This window comes from Streptomyces iranensis (genome assembly GCF_017874715.1).
Taxonomy (GTDB): Bacteria; Actinomycetota; Actinomycetes; order Streptomycetales; family Streptomycetaceae; genus Streptomyces; species Streptomyces iranensis.
The window spans coordinates 41149-59835 of sequence record NZ_JAGGLR010000012.1; the positions used below are offsets into that span (position 1 = coordinate 41149).

13 protein-coding genes are annotated in these 18687 nt (G+C 68.6%); 8 read left to right on the forward strand and 5 right to left on the reverse strand.

What is annotated here, in order from left to right:
• Positions 1-64: 64 nt before the first annotated feature.
• Together J2Z30_RS22420 and J2Z30_RS22425 are read right to left on the reverse strand one after the other, a co-directional pair.
• Entirely contained in the window at positions 65-1120 is a 1056-nt protein-coding gene (locus J2Z30_RS22420) for an LLM class flavin-dependent oxidoreductase (RefSeq protein WP_044580522.1), read from the reverse strand.
• 103 nt (positions 1121-1223) lie between these two features.
• A complete protein-coding gene (locus J2Z30_RS22425; protein WP_044580520.1) occupies positions 1224-2132 on the reverse strand; it encodes an LLM class F420-dependent oxidoreductase in 909 nt (302 codons plus the stop codon).
• A 670-nt stretch (positions 2133-2802) separates the two neighbouring features.
• Between J2Z30_RS22425 and J2Z30_RS22430 the strand changes: the two genes are divergently transcribed.
• Genes J2Z30_RS22430 through J2Z30_RS22450 form a run of 5 tightly spaced genes read left to right on the forward strand, consistent with a single transcriptional unit; the run spans position 2803 to position 12306 of the window.
• Entirely contained in the window at positions 2803-4866 is a 2064-nt protein-coding gene (locus J2Z30_RS22430) for a hydantoinase/oxoprolinase family protein (protein WP_052701950.1), read from the forward strand.
• A 22-nt stretch (positions 4867-4888) separates the two neighbouring features.
• Positions 4889-7030, forward strand: coding sequence for a hydantoinase B/oxoprolinase family protein (locus tag J2Z30_RS22435; RefSeq protein ID WP_044580519.1), 2142 nt, complete (start codon positions 4889-4891; stop codon positions 7028-7030).
• Positions 7031-7090: 60 nt separating this feature from the next.
• Positions 7091-8434, forward strand: a complete 1344-nt coding sequence (locus J2Z30_RS22440) for an MFS transporter (RefSeq protein ID WP_044580517.1) — start codon at positions 7091-7093, stop codon at positions 8432-8434.
• Complete coding sequence (locus tag J2Z30_RS22445) at positions 8431-10044, forward strand: FAD-dependent oxidoreductase (protein ID WP_044580515.1); 1614 nt, start codon at positions 8431-8433, stop codon at positions 10042-10044. Before J2Z30_RS22440 ends, J2Z30_RS22445 begins: the two co-directional genes overlap by 4 nt.
• A gap of 39 nt (positions 10045-10083) precedes the next feature.
• A complete protein-coding gene (locus tag J2Z30_RS22450; protein WP_044580514.1) occupies positions 10084-12306 on the forward strand; it encodes a molybdopterin-containing oxidoreductase family protein in 2223 nt (740 codons plus the stop codon).
• Positions 12307-12388: 82 nt separating this feature from the next.
• Here J2Z30_RS22450 and xylB read toward each other — a convergent pair whose 3' ends face one another.
• The 3 genes from xylB to J2Z30_RS22465 form a co-directional block, all read right to left on the reverse strand.
• Complete coding sequence (gene xylB, locus J2Z30_RS22455) at positions 12389-13879, reverse strand: xylulokinase (protein ID WP_044580513.1); 1491 nt, start codon at positions 13877-13879, stop codon at positions 12389-12391.
• A gap of 13 nt (positions 13880-13892) precedes the next feature.
• Complete coding sequence (locus J2Z30_RS22460) at positions 13893-14507, reverse strand: glucose-6-phosphate isomerase family protein (protein ID WP_308280014.1); 615 nt, start codon at positions 14505-14507, stop codon at positions 13893-13895.
• A 224-nt stretch (positions 14508-14731) separates the two neighbouring features.
• Positions 14732-15523, reverse strand: coding sequence for a GntR family transcriptional regulator (locus J2Z30_RS22465; RefSeq protein ID WP_308280015.1), 792 nt, complete (start codon positions 15521-15523; stop codon positions 14732-14734).
• A 158-nt stretch (positions 15524-15681) separates the two neighbouring features.
• Here J2Z30_RS22465 and J2Z30_RS22470 point away from each other — a divergent pair, with 158 nt between their 5' ends.
• The 3 genes from J2Z30_RS22470 to J2Z30_RS22480 all read left to right on the forward strand — a co-directional run bounded on the left by J2Z30_RS22470 (position 15682) and on the right by J2Z30_RS22480 (position 18616).
• Positions 15682-16398 carry an SDR family NAD(P)-dependent oxidoreductase gene (locus tag J2Z30_RS22470; protein WP_044580510.1) on the forward strand — a complete coding sequence of 239 codons (717 nt, stop codon included), beginning with the start codon at positions 15682-15684 and terminating at the stop codon, positions 16396-16398.
• 89 nt (positions 16399-16487) lie between these two features.
• Positions 16488-17504: a zinc-dependent alcohol dehydrogenase gene (locus J2Z30_RS22475; RefSeq protein WP_044580509.1), complete on the forward strand. Its 1017-nt coding sequence runs from the start codon at positions 16488-16490 to the stop codon at positions 17502-17504.
• A 92-nt stretch (positions 17505-17596) separates the two neighbouring features.
• On the forward strand, positions 17597-18616 hold the full coding sequence (locus J2Z30_RS22480) for a zinc-dependent alcohol dehydrogenase family protein (protein WP_044580508.1): 1020 nt from the start codon (positions 17597-17599) through the stop codon (positions 18614-18616).
• Positions 18617-18687: the final 71 nt, after the last annotated feature.

The following is an 18687-nucleotide window of genomic DNA, read 5'->3' on the forward strand; positions in this document are numbered from 1 at the left end:
TCGACCAGATTCTTGATGGGGGTCTTCACCGATGTGGCGGTGGCTCGGCGAACGGGGTGCGTCTTCAGCCGCGCAGGGCCCGGATCAGCGGCTCGTATATCCGGTTGTCGGCGGGTTTGGCGCTCGGCCAGTTGTCGGTGCGTACGATCAGGTTGCACCCGTCGTTGATCCACTTGTCACGCCACCGCTGGATGATCCGGTCCACTGAGCCGAGCAACCAATACTCGTCGATGTATTCGTCGGGCACGGCGTCCTGGGCCTCCTTGACCCGACCTGCCTGGTAGAGCTCCAGGACACGGTCGGCCACATCGCCGTAGCCGCGGGAGGTCAGCAGTTCGTGGCCGCCGCCCTTGCCCGGGTGAGCGCCGGTCCACTTGGCGACGTACTCCTTGAACTGGCCGATGTCGCGCTCGATGTCGTCGGTGACCAGCACGTCGACGTGTGCCCAGATCGGGAAGTCCTCGACCCGCATCGGTGTCGCCCGCTTGGCGAGCCCCTTCTCCAGGATCGGGCGGTACACCTTCATCATCCCGGGCGCCCAGCCCCCGTTGGGCATCAATCCATCGGCGATCTCGGCGGCGTTGGCCATCATCAGTTCGGTGCCACCGCCAAACATGATCTTGATGTCCGGGTCCGTCTCCAGCAGGGGCCGCATGGGTTCGTACTTCGGTGGCTCGCCCGGATGGTGGAACGGGATGGCGAGAGTCTTGCCCTCGTGGGCCACGACCTCCCCGCGGAAGGCCTTCTTCATGACGGCGACGTAGTCACGCATCCGCCAGTACGCCGGTGTCCACGGCAGGCCATGCCACGCCTCCGTCTTCGCGGGGTTGGAATTGCCCAGCCCGGCGATGATCTCCCGATCGGGGCCGGCCATGTGGCGGAGCGTCTGGAAGGACATCGCCGCCATGGGGGCGGTACGGGCGGTGTTCTGGATGATGCGCGTGCCCACCCCTATCCGCTTCGTGGCCGCCACGACATACCCCAGGGGCGTCAGGCCGTCGTTGCCGATGTTCTCGGCCGTGAACACCATGTCGTAGCCGAGTCCGTCCACCAGCTCCAGACGTTCCCGGTTCACGTCGAATTTCGTCCGCTGCCAGTCGATCTCGATGCCGATCTTCATACCAACTGCCCCTCTCATGGCTTGGCGAAGGTCTGAGGCCCTTCCGCGGCGTCGTGCAGACCTCTCCACCGCGAGTCCCGCACCGGCGGCGCTGCCGCCGCCATCAGGAGAGGAAGTGATCGGCGTACTGTTCCATGCCGGCCACGACCGCCTCGACGCTCTCACCACTGGGCTGCAGCACGAACGAGTCGATGCCGGCCGCCTCAAGCTGGCCGAGGTGGTCGCGGTGCTCCTCGACCGAACCGGGATTGCGCATGTACTTGCACTGCGGCGACTGGACCTGGATGAAGAGCTCGGTCCCCTCTCCCTGCTCCTCCACAGCCCGTTCCCTGACTTCCCTCACCTGGGCGGCAAGCTGAGCCACGGTGGCGAGAGACGGGGTTCGCGTGGTCCTGGAGACCTCCGGCGTGGACATCAGCGGGCTCCACCCCTGGTGCCGTGCTGCCCGGCGACGGGACAAGGCGCTGTTTCCGCCGATCACGATGGGCGGGCCGCCCATCCGCCGCGGCTGCGGCACCGATGCCACCCCGCGCGCCTCGAAGTGCTTGCCCTTGAAGGCGTAGGGCAGTTGCGTCCAGGCCCCTTTCATCATCTCAAGGGCCTCGTCGAAGATCTCGTTGCGGTCCTCCATCTCAAGCCCCAGGGCGAGGAACTCGGATCGGAGATAACCCGTGCCGACGACCACGACCAACCGTCCGTCGGAGAGCAGGTCGAGCGTGGTCAGCGCCTTGGCTGCGATCAGCGGGTGATGGTAGGGGACCACGAGCAGATAGGTCATGAGCCGGATCCGCTCGGTGTGCGCGGCGCAGAACGACAGCGCGGCCACCAGGTCGAGGGACTCGTGCCCGCCCGTCTGCAGCCACTTGTACGACGGGGCGGGATGCTCGGTGAAGGCGATCGCGTCGAACCCCAGCGCGTCCGCGGCCCGCGACAGCCGGGCCATCCCCTCGGCAGAGGCCAGGGCCTTGTCGTATCCGGGTGCGGCGACGGGATACTCGATGGTGAACTTCACGCTGCTCCTTCACATGTCGATCCGGAGTGGCAGGACGGTCGCACCGCGTGTGCTGCAGGCCTCGCGTCCATGGCGGCGACGGTGGTTCCGCGCTCCACTGCGCTCGGAATGACCGATGGACCCTCTGACTCTCGATGGCCATATTCATTGAACTTATCTAACCTGTCAATGCTGTGCGGGCCCCGATGAAGGGGCCTTGACCGCAGGACATTCCCCGTTGTCCAACCGCGCCCAGCCGCCCCCCGAGGCCGCTCGTCACCCCGCTCCCAAACGGCACGCGAGCGCCTCCGCTCCGCACCCGTCCGGGCCGGGCGACCCGCGGATCCGAAGATCGACTCCGAACACGAATGAGTTAACTAATGCAGAATGGTTGTATGTATCGAAGCTGGGCGCTACCGTCCTGTCGCAGGTCACCCGGGCTTGGATAGTCGACTCGGTGCCGAGTCGGGAGCAATCGGGTTGGGCATCATTCGGCGCCCCTCAAGGCGCCAGGACAGCGGAGCCGGATGACCGGGTCCGAGACGGAGCACCTGCTCGTGGGCTGCCGGACGCTTGGTCGCCCGGCCCTGCGAAGGTCACGACACCGACACCGGGCCCCATCGGCACCCTTCGGAGTACTCACCCACATGCGCAATCTGATTTGGACACCATCGATCGAGGGTGAATTGTGATGATCATCGGCATCGACATCGGTGGCACGTTTACGGATGGCGTCCTCCAGGGCAACGGCGCCGTGCACCGTGCCAAGACATTGACGACACCCGCCGACCTGGGCGACGGCGTGATCGCCGTTTGCCGGTTGCTGGCCGAGAAGGCCGATGTTCCGATTCATGACTTCTTCGGCCGGGCCGAACGTCTCACGCTGGGAACCACCGCGGTCACGAACATCCTGACGAGCCAAACGGGTCGCCGCGTCGGCATGCTGACGACTGCCGGATTCGAGGACGAGCTCGGCATCTCCAAAGGACGTCGGCTGAACCGTGACGGGTGGGTCGTCCGCCCGCCGGAGCTGGTCGCACGCCGGGATATTCGGGGGATTGCCGAGCGAATCGACCGCGACGGCGATGTGCTCCTCGAGCTTGACGTGGATCAGGTACTGAGCGCGGCGACCGAGCTGGTGCACGAGCGCGGCGTCGAGGTCCTCACCGTGTCCTACTTGTGGTCTCACATCAACCCGGTCCACGAGGAGCTGACGGAGCAGGTCCTCCGCAAGGCGTTCCCCGACGTTCCCGTCATGTGCGGGTCGATGCTCAACCCCATCCAGCGTGGTTACGAACGCACCACCTTCGCCGCCCTCAACGCATACACCAGTGGAGCGTTCTCCGGCCTCGATCACCTCGAAGGGCGGTTGCGCGACCTGGGACTGCGCGGACGGCTGCTCGTCATCAATTGCGCGGGTGGTGCCATGACGCTCAGCTCCGCGCGCGCCACACCCCTTCGGCTCGTCCACTCAGGTCCGGCAGCGGGGGTGGCCGCCGGTGCGGTGGTCGCCACCGAACACCGCGCCCCGGCCGCGATCGCATGCGATATGGGCGGGACGTCTTTCGATGTCGCGCTCATCAGTGACGGAGCCGTCACACGCACCGTTCGGGGCGAGGTCTTCGGGACGCTGACGTCGCTTGCGCACGTCGACGTCCAGTCGATCGGAGCCGGAGGCGGCTCTGTGGCTTGGATCGACAGCCTCGGGGTGCTGCGACTGGGACCGAAGTCGGCGGGCGCGAGCCCTGGGCCTGCCTGCTACGGTCGCGGCGGCAGCGACGCGACGATCACCGACGCGCTCCTGGTACTGGGATACATCGACCCGCAGGCGTTCCTCGGTGGGTCCATGAAGCTCGATGAACGCGCGGCCAGGGAAGCCTGCTCGCGCATCGGCGAGTCTCTGGGGTTGACCACCGAGGAGGTCGCCTGGGGCATTCGATCCATCGCTCTCAACAACATGGCCGAAGCGACGCGAGCGACCGTCGCGAATCGGGGCCAGGATCCGAGGACCCACGCGATCATCTCCTACGGCGGATGCGGAAGTCTCTTCACCGCCGAGATCGCCAAGGCCATCGGCATCAAGCGCGTGATCGTCCCCGAGGTCGCGTCGGTGTTCTCGGCATACGGAGCAGCATCCTCCGCCGTCCGTCGGGAACGAACCATCGCCGTGGGAAAGAGCATCCCATTCGATGTTCCCGGGCTCGCCGAAAGAGCTTCCAGCATCATAGCCGCAGTGAAGAAGGAACTCACGGCTGACGGTGTCGACGAGGAGGACCGGTCGATTTCCGTCGAGGCCGACCTCCGCTTCCGGCGACAGGTCTCCGACCTGACGATCGCTTTCCCCGGTCCGGACGTCACCCCGGAGAGCGTCGACCACGTCGTCGAGGAGTTCACCCGGGAATATGTCCGCCGGTACGGCCGGGGCGCACTCCTCCTCGATGCCACGATCGACATGGTTTCGCTGCGCGTGGTCGGGACGGGCCGACAGCCGGCGGCTCTGCCGAACGTGGCGGAGGGGACCGGCGAGCCTGAAATCGCCACCCCTTCGTCGAGCCGGTCAATACAGCTTGAACGGCTCGGGCCCCGTACCGACGTCCCCGTTTTCATGGTCGAAGACCTCGAACCGGGAGCTCGAATCGACGGACCCGCATGCCTGGACGGCGCGGACACCACTATTTGGGTGCCTGCGGGCGCCACGGCACGTATGGACTCTCAGCGTACCTTGCTTCTTGACGTCGAGTCTGGAAACAACTGATCTTCAGTTGAAACGAGGAACCATGGCGCAACCCACGGACTTTGACTTCGACCCGATCGAACTGGAGATTCTCCGATCTCGTTTGCAGGCGGTTGCCAATGACGCCGCGGACGCGGTGTACCGCACCGCGATCAGTCCGATCACGACTGAGGGCAAGGATTTCTCGGCAACGCTGCTGTCGGCGGATGGCGCACTCATCGTCGGCGGCGGGTTCATCTCGCTGCACTGGCTCGCCGCGACGAGGTCGGTGCGGGCCATCCTGACGAAGTACGGCGATTCGGTGGCGGATGGCGACATCTTCCTCGTCAATGACCCGTACCAGGGCGGCGGCCTTCACCCCTCTGACGTCTTCATCTGCCGCCCGATCTACGCACAGGGCGAACTGTGCACCTGGATTTGCATGTCGGCCCACATGATCGACATGGGCGGTGCCGTGTTCGGATCGTTCGCTCCGAATGCGACCTCGTGTTACGAGGAGGCGTTTCGCATTCCCCCGGTGCGACTTTTCGCTGCCGGCGAGGAGTGCAAAGACGTGTGGGGTCTGGTACTCACCAACGTGCGTATGCCGGACGTGGTCGAAATGGACATGCGAAGCCTGACCGCGGCAGCGCACGTGGCGTACGAGAAGTCCGTCACCCTGATCGAGAGTGTGGGGCTCGACTCGTGGAGAAACGGCGTTCAGGCACTTCGGCAGCTCTCCGAGGCCGAGCTCGTATCCAAGATCAAATCGCTTCCGGAGGGCGTGTACGTCTCGAAGAGCTGGGTCGAATGGCGTGGTGAACTACTGCCGGTCCCTTGCACTCTGACGATCTCAGCGGGGGAACTGCACTTCGACTTCGACGGCAGCCACCCTCAGGTGCCGTTCTTCATCAATTCGCAGCCCTACATCATCCTCAGCGCCTTCCTCAGCTACTTCTGCCCCCAGTTCATGCCGGACCTCCCCTACAACGAGGGCGTCGTACCCCCCATCACGGTCACATGCCCCGAGTCGAGCATCACGCACGCAGCTGCTCCCGCGCCGTTGGGTTGCGGACACATGCATGTCGCGTTCAGTGCCGGCACCATGATGATGCACTGCGTTCAGCTCGCGGCATGGAGCGCCAAGGAGCCGCAACTCGGCGCGGAGGTCAATGCTCCGGGGGCGTATGGCGCCATCGGCTTGAGCACATGGGCCGCTCCCACACCGGACGGGGGCTTCGACGGCTGGGCGTTCATGGAAGGGGCTCTCGTCGGCGCATCGGCGGGCTGGGGACATGACGGCGTCGACTGCAGCCCGTACCACGTACCCACGGTGGGGCTCGACGGTTCGGGTATCCCCGCTTTGATCTCGGACGTCGAAATACTCGAGGATCTGCATCCCATCCAGGTCGTGTCCCGGTCGCTGCGACGGGGAACGGGTGGTGCGGGCCGCTGGCGTTCGGGGCGGGGCATCGAATTCCACGTCAGGCCCCGCGGCGTGCCGTCGGCCACAGGACAGATGCTGGGCATGCATGGCCATATCCCCATGTCGGGCATCGCCGGCGGGTCCATCGGCGACCTGACCGAACTCCTGCACACGGGCAGGGACGGGACCGTTCACCGGCTCGGCATGGACCAGGCGGACGTGTCGATCGCCGAGGACGAGGAATTCACTCTCCGGTGTGCGTCCGGCGGCGGAGTCGGCGACCCGCTGGACCGGGATCCGGCCGATGTGGTGCGGGATGTGAACGACTTCGTGTACGAGGCCGGGGAGGCGCTCGCGACATACGGCGTGGTCGTGACCCAGGCGGGCGAGGTCAATCACGAGGCGACCGCCGGCGAGCGCGATCGCAGGCGAGCTCAGCGCCTCGCACACGCGACGGGCGGGCCGGCCGATATCGAGAAGGTGGACCCGGCCGAGCTGACGGTTGCGGCGACGGTGCCCCTGTACCCCGGAGTGGTGGGGTATGAGGGGAAAGCAGTCGTGCTGGAGAGCGGGACCGTTCTCACCTCCGCTCCGAGAATGTGGTTCGAGGGCTGCACGATCCTTGAGGGGACGTTGGCGGGATCCGGCCCGGAGGTGACGGTGCGGTCGTACCTGGACCCGGCAACGGGCCGGGCATTGTTCACCGAAGCCGTACCGCGAGGAAGCGGCTGCAGCATCTCAAGCCTCCCTGGGCATTGGGCCGGGACCACCGCCTCCTGAAGCCTTCCGCTCCGCCGAACCGAAAGACCCCACTCCTCCCCCGCGCGAATTGGGAGCCCCATGACCACGACAGAGTCGACATCCGGCGACACGCGTCCACAGACCCCGAGTCGTGAGCTGCGGCGTCGCGCCGGCGTCGCAGGGTTTACCGGGTCCATGATCGAGTACTACGACTTCCTCGTCTACGCGTTCCTCACCGTCACGATGGCGCCGCAGTTCTTCCCGACGCAGAATCCCGCCACGTCCACGTTGGCGGCGCTGGCGGTGTACGGAACGGGATTCGTCGCGCGGCCGCTCGGAGGGGTCTTCTTCGGCTGGCTCGGCGATCGCCGCGGCCGCCGGGACGCGCTCCTGCTCACGGTGCTCATCATGGGTCTCGCGACGGCTCTGATGGGCCTCGTTCCGGTGTACGCGGCGGCCGGTCTGCTCGCTCCCGCGCTGCTCGTCGTCACGCGCATCGTGCAGGGTTTCGCCGCCGGCGGGGAGCTGATCGGGGCTGCGACCTATCTCTGGGAAGTGTCGGAAGGCCGCAAGCGTGGCCACTTGATCTCCATCGGCACGCTGGGCTCAGGGGTCGGGGCCGTGCTCGCGCCCATCACCGTGGGAACCACGACGCTCGTCGTCGGTACCGAAGCGATGTCGGCCTGGGGCTGGCGGATCCCCTTCCTGCTGGCGATTCCGCTCCTGCTCTTGTCGCTACGGCTGCGGCTGCGGCTCGAGGACTCCGCCGAGTTCCGGCAGCTGGCGGCGGAGTCCCGGCTCGAAAGGTTCCCGCTGCGGCGCGTCGTCCAGGAGCACAAGGTGCCGCTGCTCCAGGTGTTCGCGCTGAACACGGCGGCGAGTGTGCCGGCGGTCCTCGTGGTGGTCTACATGAACGTCTACCTCACCCAGGTGCTGCATATCGCGCAGCAGAGCGTGTTCTGGCTGTCCGCGGTCGTCCTGCTCCTGGCACTCCCGGCCTTCTCGCTCGGCGGCCTGGCCGTGGACAGGTTCGGCAGCAGACGAAGTGTGGGCACCATGTTCATCGCCTGCTCGCTGATCATCTATCCGGCGATTCTGCTCATGGGCCTGGTCCACAACATCGCCGTCGTCGGACTCCTCTACCTCGCGGCCGCTGCCTGCAACTACGCGCTCCAGGCGGCGGTGTACCCGTCATTCGTCAGTCTGTTCCCGCCTGCGGTCCGGTATTCGGGGTCGGCGCTCGGCTGGAACCTGGGGGCCGTTCTCGGGGCCGGGATATCGCCCGTCGTGGCGGGACTTCTCGTCACCGCCACCGGTATGGACTCAGCCCCGGCCTTCCTCATGTTCGTGGCCACGGCCATCGCGCTGATCACCCTCGCGACCATAAAGAGGACGAGCACGGGGGAGCCGGCGGAAAGTCCGTCGCCGGCACCGGCGTCATGACCCATCTCATCGTCCACGGTTGCTGCAACGACGCGAGCTGCGTACCGGTGTGCCCGGTCGACTGCATCCACCCCACCCCGGACGAGCCGGGATTCGACCGGGCCGAACAGCTCTACATCGACCCGCGGGCGTGCATCGACTGCGGGGCGTGCCTGGACGCATGCCCGGCGGACGCGGTTCGGACGGATCTTGAGATCACCGCCGCCGAGTCGCCCTATGTGGAGATCAACGAACGCCATTTCTCCGGCAGGCCCGCACTTCGGGTACCGCCCCGGCCGGCACCCCGGTTCGTGGACACACCGCTGCGGGTCGCCATCGTCGGGGCGGGACCCGCCGGCTGCTACGCGGCAGCCGCTCTGCTGGAGCACAGCACGGCCCGTATCTCGATGATCGACCGCCTGCCGACACCACACGGTCTGCTGCGTGCCGGCGTGGCGCCGGACCACCAGGCCACCAAGAACGTCGCCACCTACTTCGACTCGGTCCTGTCACATCCCTCCGTTTCGTGCTACTTCAACGTGACCGTCGGCGAGCACATCGGCCTCGACGAACTCCGGGCGCATCACGACGCGGTCATCTGGGCGGCGGGAGCACCCGGCGACCGGGAACTGGGCATCCCCGGCGAGGACTTGCCCGGCTGTCACTCCGCCCGCGAGTTCGTCGGCTGGTACAACGCACATCCCGACTTCGTGCCGACCGCCTTCGACCTCACCGGACCGCGAGCCCTCGTGATCGGCAACGGCAACGTGGGGCTGGACGTGGCCCGCATGGTGGTGCGCGACACCGGGGAGCTCGCCCACACCGATATGGCGGCTCACGCGCTGGCCGCGCTGCGGGCGAGCGGCATCGAGGAGGTGACCGTCGCCGGCCGGCGCGGACCGGAACACGCCGCGTACACGCTTCCGGAACTTCTCGCGCTCACGCAGCTCGACGGAGTGCGCGTGCGCACCAGGCACCACGAGGTGAGCGAGGCCTGCGATGCCGCGCCCGACGATCTCGCGCTTCGGCTCGTCAAAGACATGTCATCGAATGACATGGCGCCGGCTCCCCGGACGATCCATCTGCGTTATCTGCTCTCGCCGTTGACGATAAACGGCTCCGCCGGCGTCGAGTCGGTCACGTTCATGCGGAACGAGCTCGACCGGGACGCGTCCGGTGTCAGGCTCCGCCCCACGGGACAGACCGAGACCATCGCCACGAACCTCGTCCTCAAGGCCGTGGGTTATCGGGGCCGCGCCGTGCCCGGCCTCCCCTTCGACGAGGCTTCGGGAACCATCCCCCATGCCAGGGGGCAGATCATGCACGAGGGGGACCCGGGGTTCTTCTGCGCGGGCTGGATCAAACGGGGTCCCACGGGCGTGATCGGAAGCAACAAGCGATGTTCCCTCGAGACGGTCTCGACGTTGCTCGATGTCGTCTCGCCCGAGTCGCGGGATACCGGGCCCGAATCCTTCACGGAGCTCGTCGCTGCACGCCGGATTGACTACGTCGACTTCGCGGGATGGTCGCGGATCCGCCGGACCGAGGAAGAGCGGGGACTCCGCGGTGGAACGCCCCGGAAGAAGTTCACCGCCGTGGGCGACATGATCGCCATCGCCAGGACACAGTGACCGAAGGGGGCGAAAGCCTTGGGAACGTCTCGCAGGCCCATGCGCGATCGGCGCCATTCCACCTGCCGGCTGTGCGCGAACCGCTGCCCCATTCTGGTCGATGTGGAGGAAGGCCGCGCCGTCCAGGTCGGCGGAGACCCCGATGCGCCCCTCTACCGTGGCTACAGCTGCCGCCGAGGCCGCCTCCTCCCCCAGTTGCTCAACGATCCCTCGCGGCTGCTGCGGCCCATGAAACGGCTCCCGGACGGGAGCTTCGCGCCGATCTCGTCAGAGCAGGCGCTCGACGAGGTGACGGCGGCCGTGGAGCGGTTGGTCGCCGAACACGGGCCGCGCAGTATCGCCCTCTACTGCGGCACCCAGTCAGTCCAAAGCCCACCCGCCTATGGGATGGGACGCTCCCTGCTGGAGGAGCTGGGCTCGCCGATGCTCTTCAGCGCGAACACGATCGACCAGCCCGGCAAGCACGTCGCCGCCGGCCTGCACGGGTACTGGATGGCGCCGGCCCAGGCCTTCGACCGGCCCGAGGTCGTCCTCTGGATCGGCATCAACCCCCTCATGTCCTACAAGGGCATCCCGGCCGGGGTGCCTCGCGACCTGCTGCGTGAGGTCGAGGAGCGCGGCGGGTACACGATCACCGTCGACCCGAGGAGGACCGAGACGGCCCGGTTGTCCTCATTGCACTTGCAGCCGGCGCCCGGCGAGGACGTCGCCGTCGTCGCGGGACTGCTCCACGTGATCCTGGCGGAGGAGCTCTACGACCGCGGTTTCGTGGCCGAGAACGTCGACGGCCTCGCGGCCCTCACCGCTGCCGTACGGCCATTCACCCCCGACTACGTGGCGCACCGGGCGGGGATCGCGGCGGAGGACATCGTCACGGCCGCGCGCTGGTTCGGCACGGCGCGACGCGGTTACGCCGTGGCCGGCACCGGCGGGAACATGTCCGCGGCACGCGGAACCCTGCTCGAGTACCTGATCCTGGCTCTGGACACGATCTGCGGGCACTATCTGCGCGAAGGCGAAGTGGTCGCGGCGACGGGTCCGCTGGCTCCCCGGCCGACGTTCCGCGCACAGGCATCGCCTCCCGTCCCGGCGTACGGCTTCGGCGAGACGCTGCGCGCGACGGGACGCAGGGACTCACTCGCCGGTCTGCCGACCGCGGACCTCGCCGACGAGATCCTTTTCGAAGGCGAGGGGCGGGTGAGAGCCCTGTTCAATCTCGGCGGGAACCCGGTCGTCGCCTTCCCCGGCCAGGAGCGGACCGTACGGTCGATGGACGCGCTGGACCTGCTGGTCAGCTTCGATGTGAGGATGTCGCAGACCGCCAGACGGTCCCATTACGTCTTCGCGTCGACGATGTGCCTGGAGATACCCGGAATACAGACCGCGAGTTCGGCAACGGTGGGCTATGCCAACGGCTACACCGGGCACTCGGCGTCCTGGGCGCAGTACACACCGGCCGTGGTCGAGCGGCCTCCCGGCTCGGACCTGCTGGAAGAGTGGGAGGTCTTCTTCGAGATCGCGAAGCGGCTCGGTCTCCAGATCTCATGGGTACCACGCTCCCCCTTCCGGATCGGCCCGCCTCCGCAGGGCAAGCAGCCGCTGCCCAAGCTGGACATGAGCAGCCGGCCCACCCATGACGAGATCATCGAGTTGTGGACCCAGCGGGCGCGCGTTCCCCTGGAAACCGTAAAGGGCCATCCCCACGGTGGGATCTTCGACCCCGGGGAACCGGTCGCCGTGCTGCCCAAGGAAGAGGGCTGGCAGGGCCGGCTCTGCGTCGGGAACGCGGAGATGATGCACGCGCTCGCGGACTGCCGGGGCGGGGATGCCGGGCAGGCACGGGACGGGCTCCGCCTGCTGAACCGCCGTATGATCCAGGTCAACTCCTCCTACAACCTCGACCGGATCAACCGGGGAATCACCAACAATCCCCTGTTCATGAACCCCGAGGACATGGCGATCCTCGGACTCGCCGACGACGACGAGGTCGACGTGGCTTCCGGGGCGGGCGAGGTCCGGGCGCTGGTGAAGAGCGACGCGTCCGTCATGACAGGTACCGCCTCGATGGCGCATTGCTTCGGCGACGCCCCGGACACCGACCTCGACGTACGGGTGTCCGGGACCGCGGTGAGCCGGCTCAACGCCGCCGATTTCCCGCGCGACCCCTACACGGGACAGCCTCAGATGGCGAACATCCGGATCACGGTGCATCCGGTGGGACCGCCACGGCACACCGCCGCGGGGCGCACCCGCGGGAACTGACAGCGGTTCAGGGACGAGCCCACCCCCTGCCTGCGGGGGTGGGCTCGTCGTCCGAGCGCCGTGGGAGCAGTGTCCGGCCCGGTTATGAGCCGCCCCGCCCGAACCAGGGCTCCAGGCTGCGGTAGGCGTCCAGGAACTCCTGATGGCGCGCGGTGTAGTCGCGGTGCCGGTCGGCGCACGGGTCGAACCGCGCCCGCACGTCGGACAGCCCGCGTGCGGCCTCGAAGCCGTCGACCAGGCCGCTGCCCACGGCGGCGGTGACCGCGGCGCCGAGGCTGTTGGCCTCCTCGACGATGCTGCGGCGGTGGATCCGGGCGCCCCAGACGTCGGCGAGGATCCGGAGCCAGGTGTCGCTGGCCGCGCCGCCGCCGATGGCGTCGACGCGGTCGACCGGATGCCCGGCCTCGCGGAACGCGGTGACGCAGGTCGCCAGGTTGAAGGCGACACCCTCCAGCACGGCCCTCGCCAGATGCGCGGGGCCGTGGTGCCGCGAGAGCCCGACGAAGGCGCCGCGGGCGTCGGCGTTCCAGTACGGTGAGCGCTCGCCGAGCAGATGGGGCAGGAAGTAGAGGCCCGTGGTGTCGGCGTCCTCGATGTCCGCCAGGGTGCGGATGATGCGCTCCGATCCGTCGTCGGGGCGCAGCACCTCCGCGATCCACTCCAGCGAGGCGCCACCCGCCTGCATGGTGGCCGTCGGCACATAGTGTCCGGGCAGGACGTGGTTGAACGTCATGGTCCGCATGGCCGCGTCATAGAGCGGCTGCCGGGCCGACATCGAAATCCACGAGGAGGAACCGAGGTAGGCGTACGCGCCGTCCTCGGGTGTCAGCACACCGGCGCCGAGAGCGGCCAAGGGCCCGTCTCCGCCACCGATGACGACGGGGACTCCAGCGGGCATCCCGGTCTCCTCGGCGGCCTGCGGCCGGACTGGGCCGACAACGGTGGTGGACGGCACGACCTCGGGCAGCAGGCCCGGATCGATGTCCGCCGCGTCGAGTACGGCCCGTGACCAGGTGCCCGCCCGCTGGTCGAAGGCGTTGGTGCTGGAGGCGTCGGAGGGGTCGGTGACGAGCGTGCCGGTGAGGCGCTGGACGATGTGGTCCTTGGCCAGGCAGACATGCGCCACCCGGCCGAAGGTGTCCGGCTCGTGGTCGCGCACCCACATCACCTTGGCCAGGGAGTACGTCGGGTGGGCGCGGTGTCCGAGGAGCCGGTAGGCGTGCTCCTCACCGAGCGTGGTGACGAGCTTCCGCGCCTGTTCGGCGCTGCGGTGGTCGGCCCAGATCATGGCGGGCCGCACGGGCCGGTGTGCGCTGTCGAGCAGCACGGCTCCCATCATCTGGCCGCTGAATCCGATGGCGCTGATCCGCTCCGGTGGCGTGCCGGTACGGGTCAGCAGTTCGCGGCCCGCCTGACAGACCGCCCGCCACCAGGCCTCCGGGTCCTGTTCCGCGATGCCGCCGGCCCGGAAATCGGTGGCGTAGCGGGCGGTCACCGATGTCACCAGCCGGCCGTCGTCGGTGTGCAGGGACGCCTTGTCCCCCGTCGTACCGAGGTCATGAGCGATGATCACAGATGTCTTCTCCTTACCGGGATCCGGCCGCGGGCCGGGGGAACGGGGCGAGCTCCGGTTCCCCCGACGCCCCGCGCATGACCCGGTGGCCCATACCGTTCTCGGCGACCCAGGCGTGGTCATGGCCCGCGTCACCGGGATACACCGCGAGGAAACGGTATGGCTCGTCCCCGGTATTCACGCTGCGATGGGCCCAGCCCGGCGGGATGTAGCCGATGGTGCCGGGGGCCATGGCCACCCAGACGGCCCGCCGACCGTCGAAGGTGAGCAGCCCGCCGGTGCCGGTCAGCCCGAGGTAGACCTCCCCGCGCGCACGCGTATGCATATGGCCCCTGGTGAAATGGAACTCGCCACCGATGGTGCCCGGGTGGATCGTGGTGACCGACTGCGGCAACTCGCCGGAGGTCTCGGGCACCCGGGAGGAGACCACCTCGTACACGACGGGGTCGCCCGCTTCAGCCATGTACCGGCGCGCCGTCTCGTCCGCGCAGAGCCCCACAAGATCGGTAACCCTGCAAGCGATCATCCGGCCCACCGGGGTCACAGCACCGGTGGCGGTGTCGAAACCGATTACCTGCGGCAGGACGGGCGGAGTCGCGAAGGACGGCATGGAACGTGGATCTCCCATCGAGGTGACGCCACAGCGATGTCTCGCCGCTCCGGGCAACTGTCATCCTGTACGTACAGGATGTCAAGGTCTTCGTCACACGGTCCCCGCCCGACGGTGGCGCCACCCGGGAGGACACGAGGTACGAGACCTGAGGAGCCGTCAGTCCGCTGCCGAAAGGGGCCCGGCAAGGGCGGCCGCTGCCGGGTCGTCAGCCGCGAAGGGCCGGGCGGACACCGGTGGAGTCACTCACCGTCGTCGCTCACCAGCATCGCCGGAGGCGCCCCCGACCGGGCCCGGCTGCGCCGCACATGCACCTGGAAGCGGCTGCGGTCGGCGCGGTGGTACGCGGTGAAGTACTCCACCGGCCTGCCCTCCTGGTCCCAGGCGGTGCTCCGCAGGAGCAGCACCGGGTCGTGTACGTCGACGCCGAGCGCCTCGGCCACCGAAGGGGCCGCCGGCACCGCTTCCACCAGGCGCCTGCCGTGGTCCAGATTGACGCCGTACTTGTCCTCCAGGAGGGCGTAGAGCGACTGCCGGGTCAGGTCCTCGTCGAGCAGTCCGGGCGCCACATAGTGGGGCAACCAGGTGCTGGACAGTGCCCATGGCTCGTCGTTGACGTAACGCAGCCGTTCCAGGTGGAGCAGGGTCGAGCCCTCCGCGACGTCGAGCTCATGGGCGGCGTCCGCCGTGGCGGGGGCGAACTCCAGCCGCCGCACCGCGCTGACCAGCTCGGATCCGCGAGCGGCCACGTCCTCGCACAGGCCGGTCATCGACTGGAAAAGGGATTCGTCCACCTTCCGGGCGGCCACGAAGGTGCCCTGCCCCTTGCGCCGCACGATGCGGCCCTCGCCCTCCAGTTCGTCGAGGGCCTGACGGACGACGGTCCGGGAGACGCCGTACCGCTCGCACAGCGCCACCTCGCCGGGCAGGCGCTCACCCACCTCCCACACACGTCCGAGCTGCGGCAGCAGCAGTTCCTTGAGCTGAGCATAGAAAGGCAGCGCGGAGCTGCGGTCAATCCGTCCGGTTCCCACGGCGCAAGCGTAACGCGCGACAGTAAATACAACAGCCCGTCCTCTTGACATCCTGTACGTACAGGAAGTCTTATCGCTGCCGGAGCCAGACGCTCGCCACAACCTCATGGGCCTGCCGGAACAGAGCCGCCCGCGGCCCCACTCCAAGGAGAGACACCATGTCCTGGTATCAGGGTGCCCGGATCGCGGTCACCGGAGCCGCCGGTGGCATCGGACGCGCCACCTGCACGCGGCTGGCCGATCTCGGCGCCGAGGTGTACGCCCTCGATCTCACCGAGTCTCCCGTCGGCAGACCCGTTCTGTGTGATGTGACCGACGAGCGCAGTGTGGCGACCGCGATGGACACCGTGGTCACCGCGGGGGGCCGCATCGACGGTCTCGTCACGGCGGCCGGGGTCGTCGAGGACGACGTTCCGGCGGAGCGGATGAGCGTCGCCGAGTTCGACCGGGTGCTCGGCGTCAATCTCAAGGGCACCTTCCTCAGCTGCACCGCGGCCGCCCGGCAGATGCTGGACGCGGGCGGGGGCCGGATCGTGACGGTCTCCTCGATGTCCGGCACGCATATCGTCAACTATCCGCAGAAGCAGTCGGTGTACAACGCTTCCAAGGCCGCCGTGAGTGCCCTCACCCGGTCCCTGGCCGTCGAGTGGGGACCTCGCGGTGTGCGGATCAACGCCATCGCGCCCGGCTATGTCGCCACTCCCCTCAACGACCTCAAGCAGCACATGCACGCGGCGTGGAAGGAGGGCACGGTCGCCGGCCGGTTCGCGGACCCGGGGGAGATCGCCGCCGCCATCGCCTGGCTGCTCGGCGACGACGCCGCCTACTGCATGGGCACCGAACTGCTGATGGACGGGGGCTTCGCACTCCGATGAACACACCGACGACACCCTCACCCGGCACGGCGGAAACCGCCACGGGGGAAACCGCCACGGCGGAAACCGCTACCGGCGAAACCGCCGCCATGGACCGTCGGGTGACCGTCACCGCCGACGGCGAGGTCACCTTGGACCGGGTGCCGCGACCGCGGCCGGCCGCCGGCGAGGTGCGGGTCAGCACCCGGCTGATCGGCATCTGCGGCACAGACGTCCACGCCCGCCGAGGCGAACATCCCTTCATCTCCCGGCCGTACCACCCCGGGCACGAGGCGGTGGGCGTGGTCGCCGAGACCGGCCCCGGCGTCACGTCCCTGGCCGAGGGAGATCGCGTCCTGCTCGAACCCAACCTGGTCTGCGGCACCTGCCGCCACTGCCGCTCGGGCCGCTACAACATCTGCGCGACCCTGCGAGTCATCGGCTGCCAGACGGCCGGAGCGATGGCCGACAGCTTCACCGTTCCCGCCGGCCGGCTGCACCGCGTGCCCGACGGGCTCACCGACGCACAGGCCGTGCTCGTCGAGCCACTGGCCACCCCCGTGCACGCCGTACGCCGGGCCGGGGACCTCGCGGGCAGTGACGTCCTGGTCATCGGCGCCGGGCCGATCGGGCTGCTCACCGCCCTGGCCACTCGGGCGGCGGGCGCTCGGACAGTGATCGTCACCGACCCGGTGGCGGCGAAGCGCGACCGCGCCTTGCGGCTGGGGGCGGACGCGGCCTACGCCCCCGACACCCCCGGCCTGCCCGATGTGGTCCGGGAACGACTCGGTGGCGGTGCGGACGCGGTGTTCGACTGCGTGTCCGTCTCCGCGTCAGTCACCCAGGCCGTGCAGATCGTCGAGAAGGGCGGCACCGTCATGGTCGTCGGTGTGCCCCAGGGCCCGTCGAGCGTCCCGCTCGACCTGGTCCAGGACCGCGAGATCACCGTACGGGGCTCGCTGATGTACGTCGAGGAGGATGTGCGCGCCGCTGTCTCGCTCCTGGCAGCGGGCGCCGTACCGGTCGAGGAGTTCATCACCGCCACCTTCCCGCTGGACCGGGCCGACGAGGCCTTCCGGGCGGCCGGCAGTCCCGACCAGATGAAGGTGCTGGTGGCCGTCGGCTGACCGGAGCCGCCGAACCGCCACCGGCAGCCCGTCACCGCTACCTCTGCCACCAAGACCCCCGCCACCGATACGGCCACGACCGAGGAGACGGTGTGAAAGCCATTGTCTACGACCGACCGCTCGAATACCGCTGCGCCGAGTTGCCCGATCCCGAGCCGGGCCCCGGTGAGGTACGGCTGCGGGTGCGGTCCGCGGGGGTCTGCGGCACCGACGCCCATCTGCACCGCGGCGAGTTCTCCCCGCGTTATCCGCTCACCCCCGGACACGAGATCGCGGGGGAGGTGGAGTCCACCGGAGAGGGGGTGGCCGAACTGGCCGTCGGGCAGCGCGTGGCCGTCAACAACCGCGTCTCGTGCGGCGGCTGCGCCAACTGCCGCCGCGCCAAGCCGGCCTTCTGCACCCGGCTGCGGGACCACGGTGTCACCCGGCCCGGCGGCTTCGCCGAACTGATCGTGGTCCCCGCGACGGCCTGCCACCCCGCCGATGACATCCCCTTGGACGTGGTCTCCTTCGCCGAGCCCGTGGCATGCGCCATGCACGGGATGGACATCCTCTCCCCCGCGCCCGGTGGCGACGTCCTGGTCTTCGGGGCCGGCACCACCGGATTGCTGCTCGCACAGCTGCTGGCCGGCAGCGGCGCCGGGCGGGTGACCGTGGCGGCACCGACCGAGGCCAAGCTGCGGCTGGCACGGGACTTCGGCGCCGACGAGACGGTCGTCATGGACCGCCGCGACCCCTCCGCCGCCCGTACGGCGCTGCGTTCGCTGGCACCCGACGGCTTCGACACCGTCGTCGACGCGACCGGCGCCCTCCCCGTGATCGAGGAGTGCCTGCCGCTCACCCGCGACGGCGGGACCGTCTTCCTCTACGGCATGGCCGGCGAGCGGGAACGCATCGAGCTGTCCCCGCATGAGATCTTCAGCCGCGAACTGACCGTACGCGGATCGTTCACCCAGGCCTTCAGCTTCGACCGCGCGCTGCGGGTCCTGCGCACCGGCCGGGTACGCACCGACGGCATGATCACCCACCGCTTCGGACTCGGCTCCTTCGGCGCGGCCCTCGACGCCGTCCGGGACGACCGCAGCTGCGTCAAGGCGGTCATCCACCCGTGACCGGCGCCGCAGGCTTGCGTACGGCCAAGCGCAATCGCATCAAAAACATGCACGCGAGTACTTCGTCGGCT

Coding starts and splice junctions, on each gene's coding strand:
- J2Z30_RS22420 (WP_044580522.1), bottom strand. CDS start 1,120: ATGAAGATCGGCATCGAGATCGACTGGCAGCGGACGAAATTCGACGTG.
- J2Z30_RS22430 (WP_052701950.1), top strand. CDS start 2,803: ATGATCATCGGCATCGACATCGGTGGCACGTTTACGGATGGCGTCCTC.
- J2Z30_RS22435 (WP_044580519.1), top strand. CDS start 4,889: ATGGCGCAACCCACGGACTTTGACTTCGACCCGATCGAACTGGAGATT.
- J2Z30_RS22440 (WP_044580517.1), top strand. CDS start 7,091: ATGACCACGACAGAGTCGACATCCGGCGACACGCGTCCACAGACCCCG.
- J2Z30_RS22445 (WP_044580515.1), top strand. CDS start 8,431: ATGACCCATCTCATCGTCCACGGTTGCTGCAACGACGCGAGCTGCGTA.
- J2Z30_RS22450 (WP_044580514.1), top strand. CDS start 10,084: ATGCGCGATCGGCGCCATTCCACCTGCCGGCTGTGCGCGAACCGCTGC.
- J2Z30_RS22460 (WP_308280014.1), bottom strand. CDS start 14,507: ATGGGAGATCCACGTTCCATGCCGTCCTTCGCGACTCCGCCCGTCCTG.
- J2Z30_RS22470 (WP_044580510.1), top strand. CDS start 15,682: ATGTCCTGGTATCAGGGTGCCCGGATCGCGGTCACCGGAGCCGCCGGT.
- J2Z30_RS22475 (WP_044580509.1), top strand. CDS start 16,488: ATGGACCGTCGGGTGACCGTCACCGCCGACGGCGAGGTCACCTTGGAC.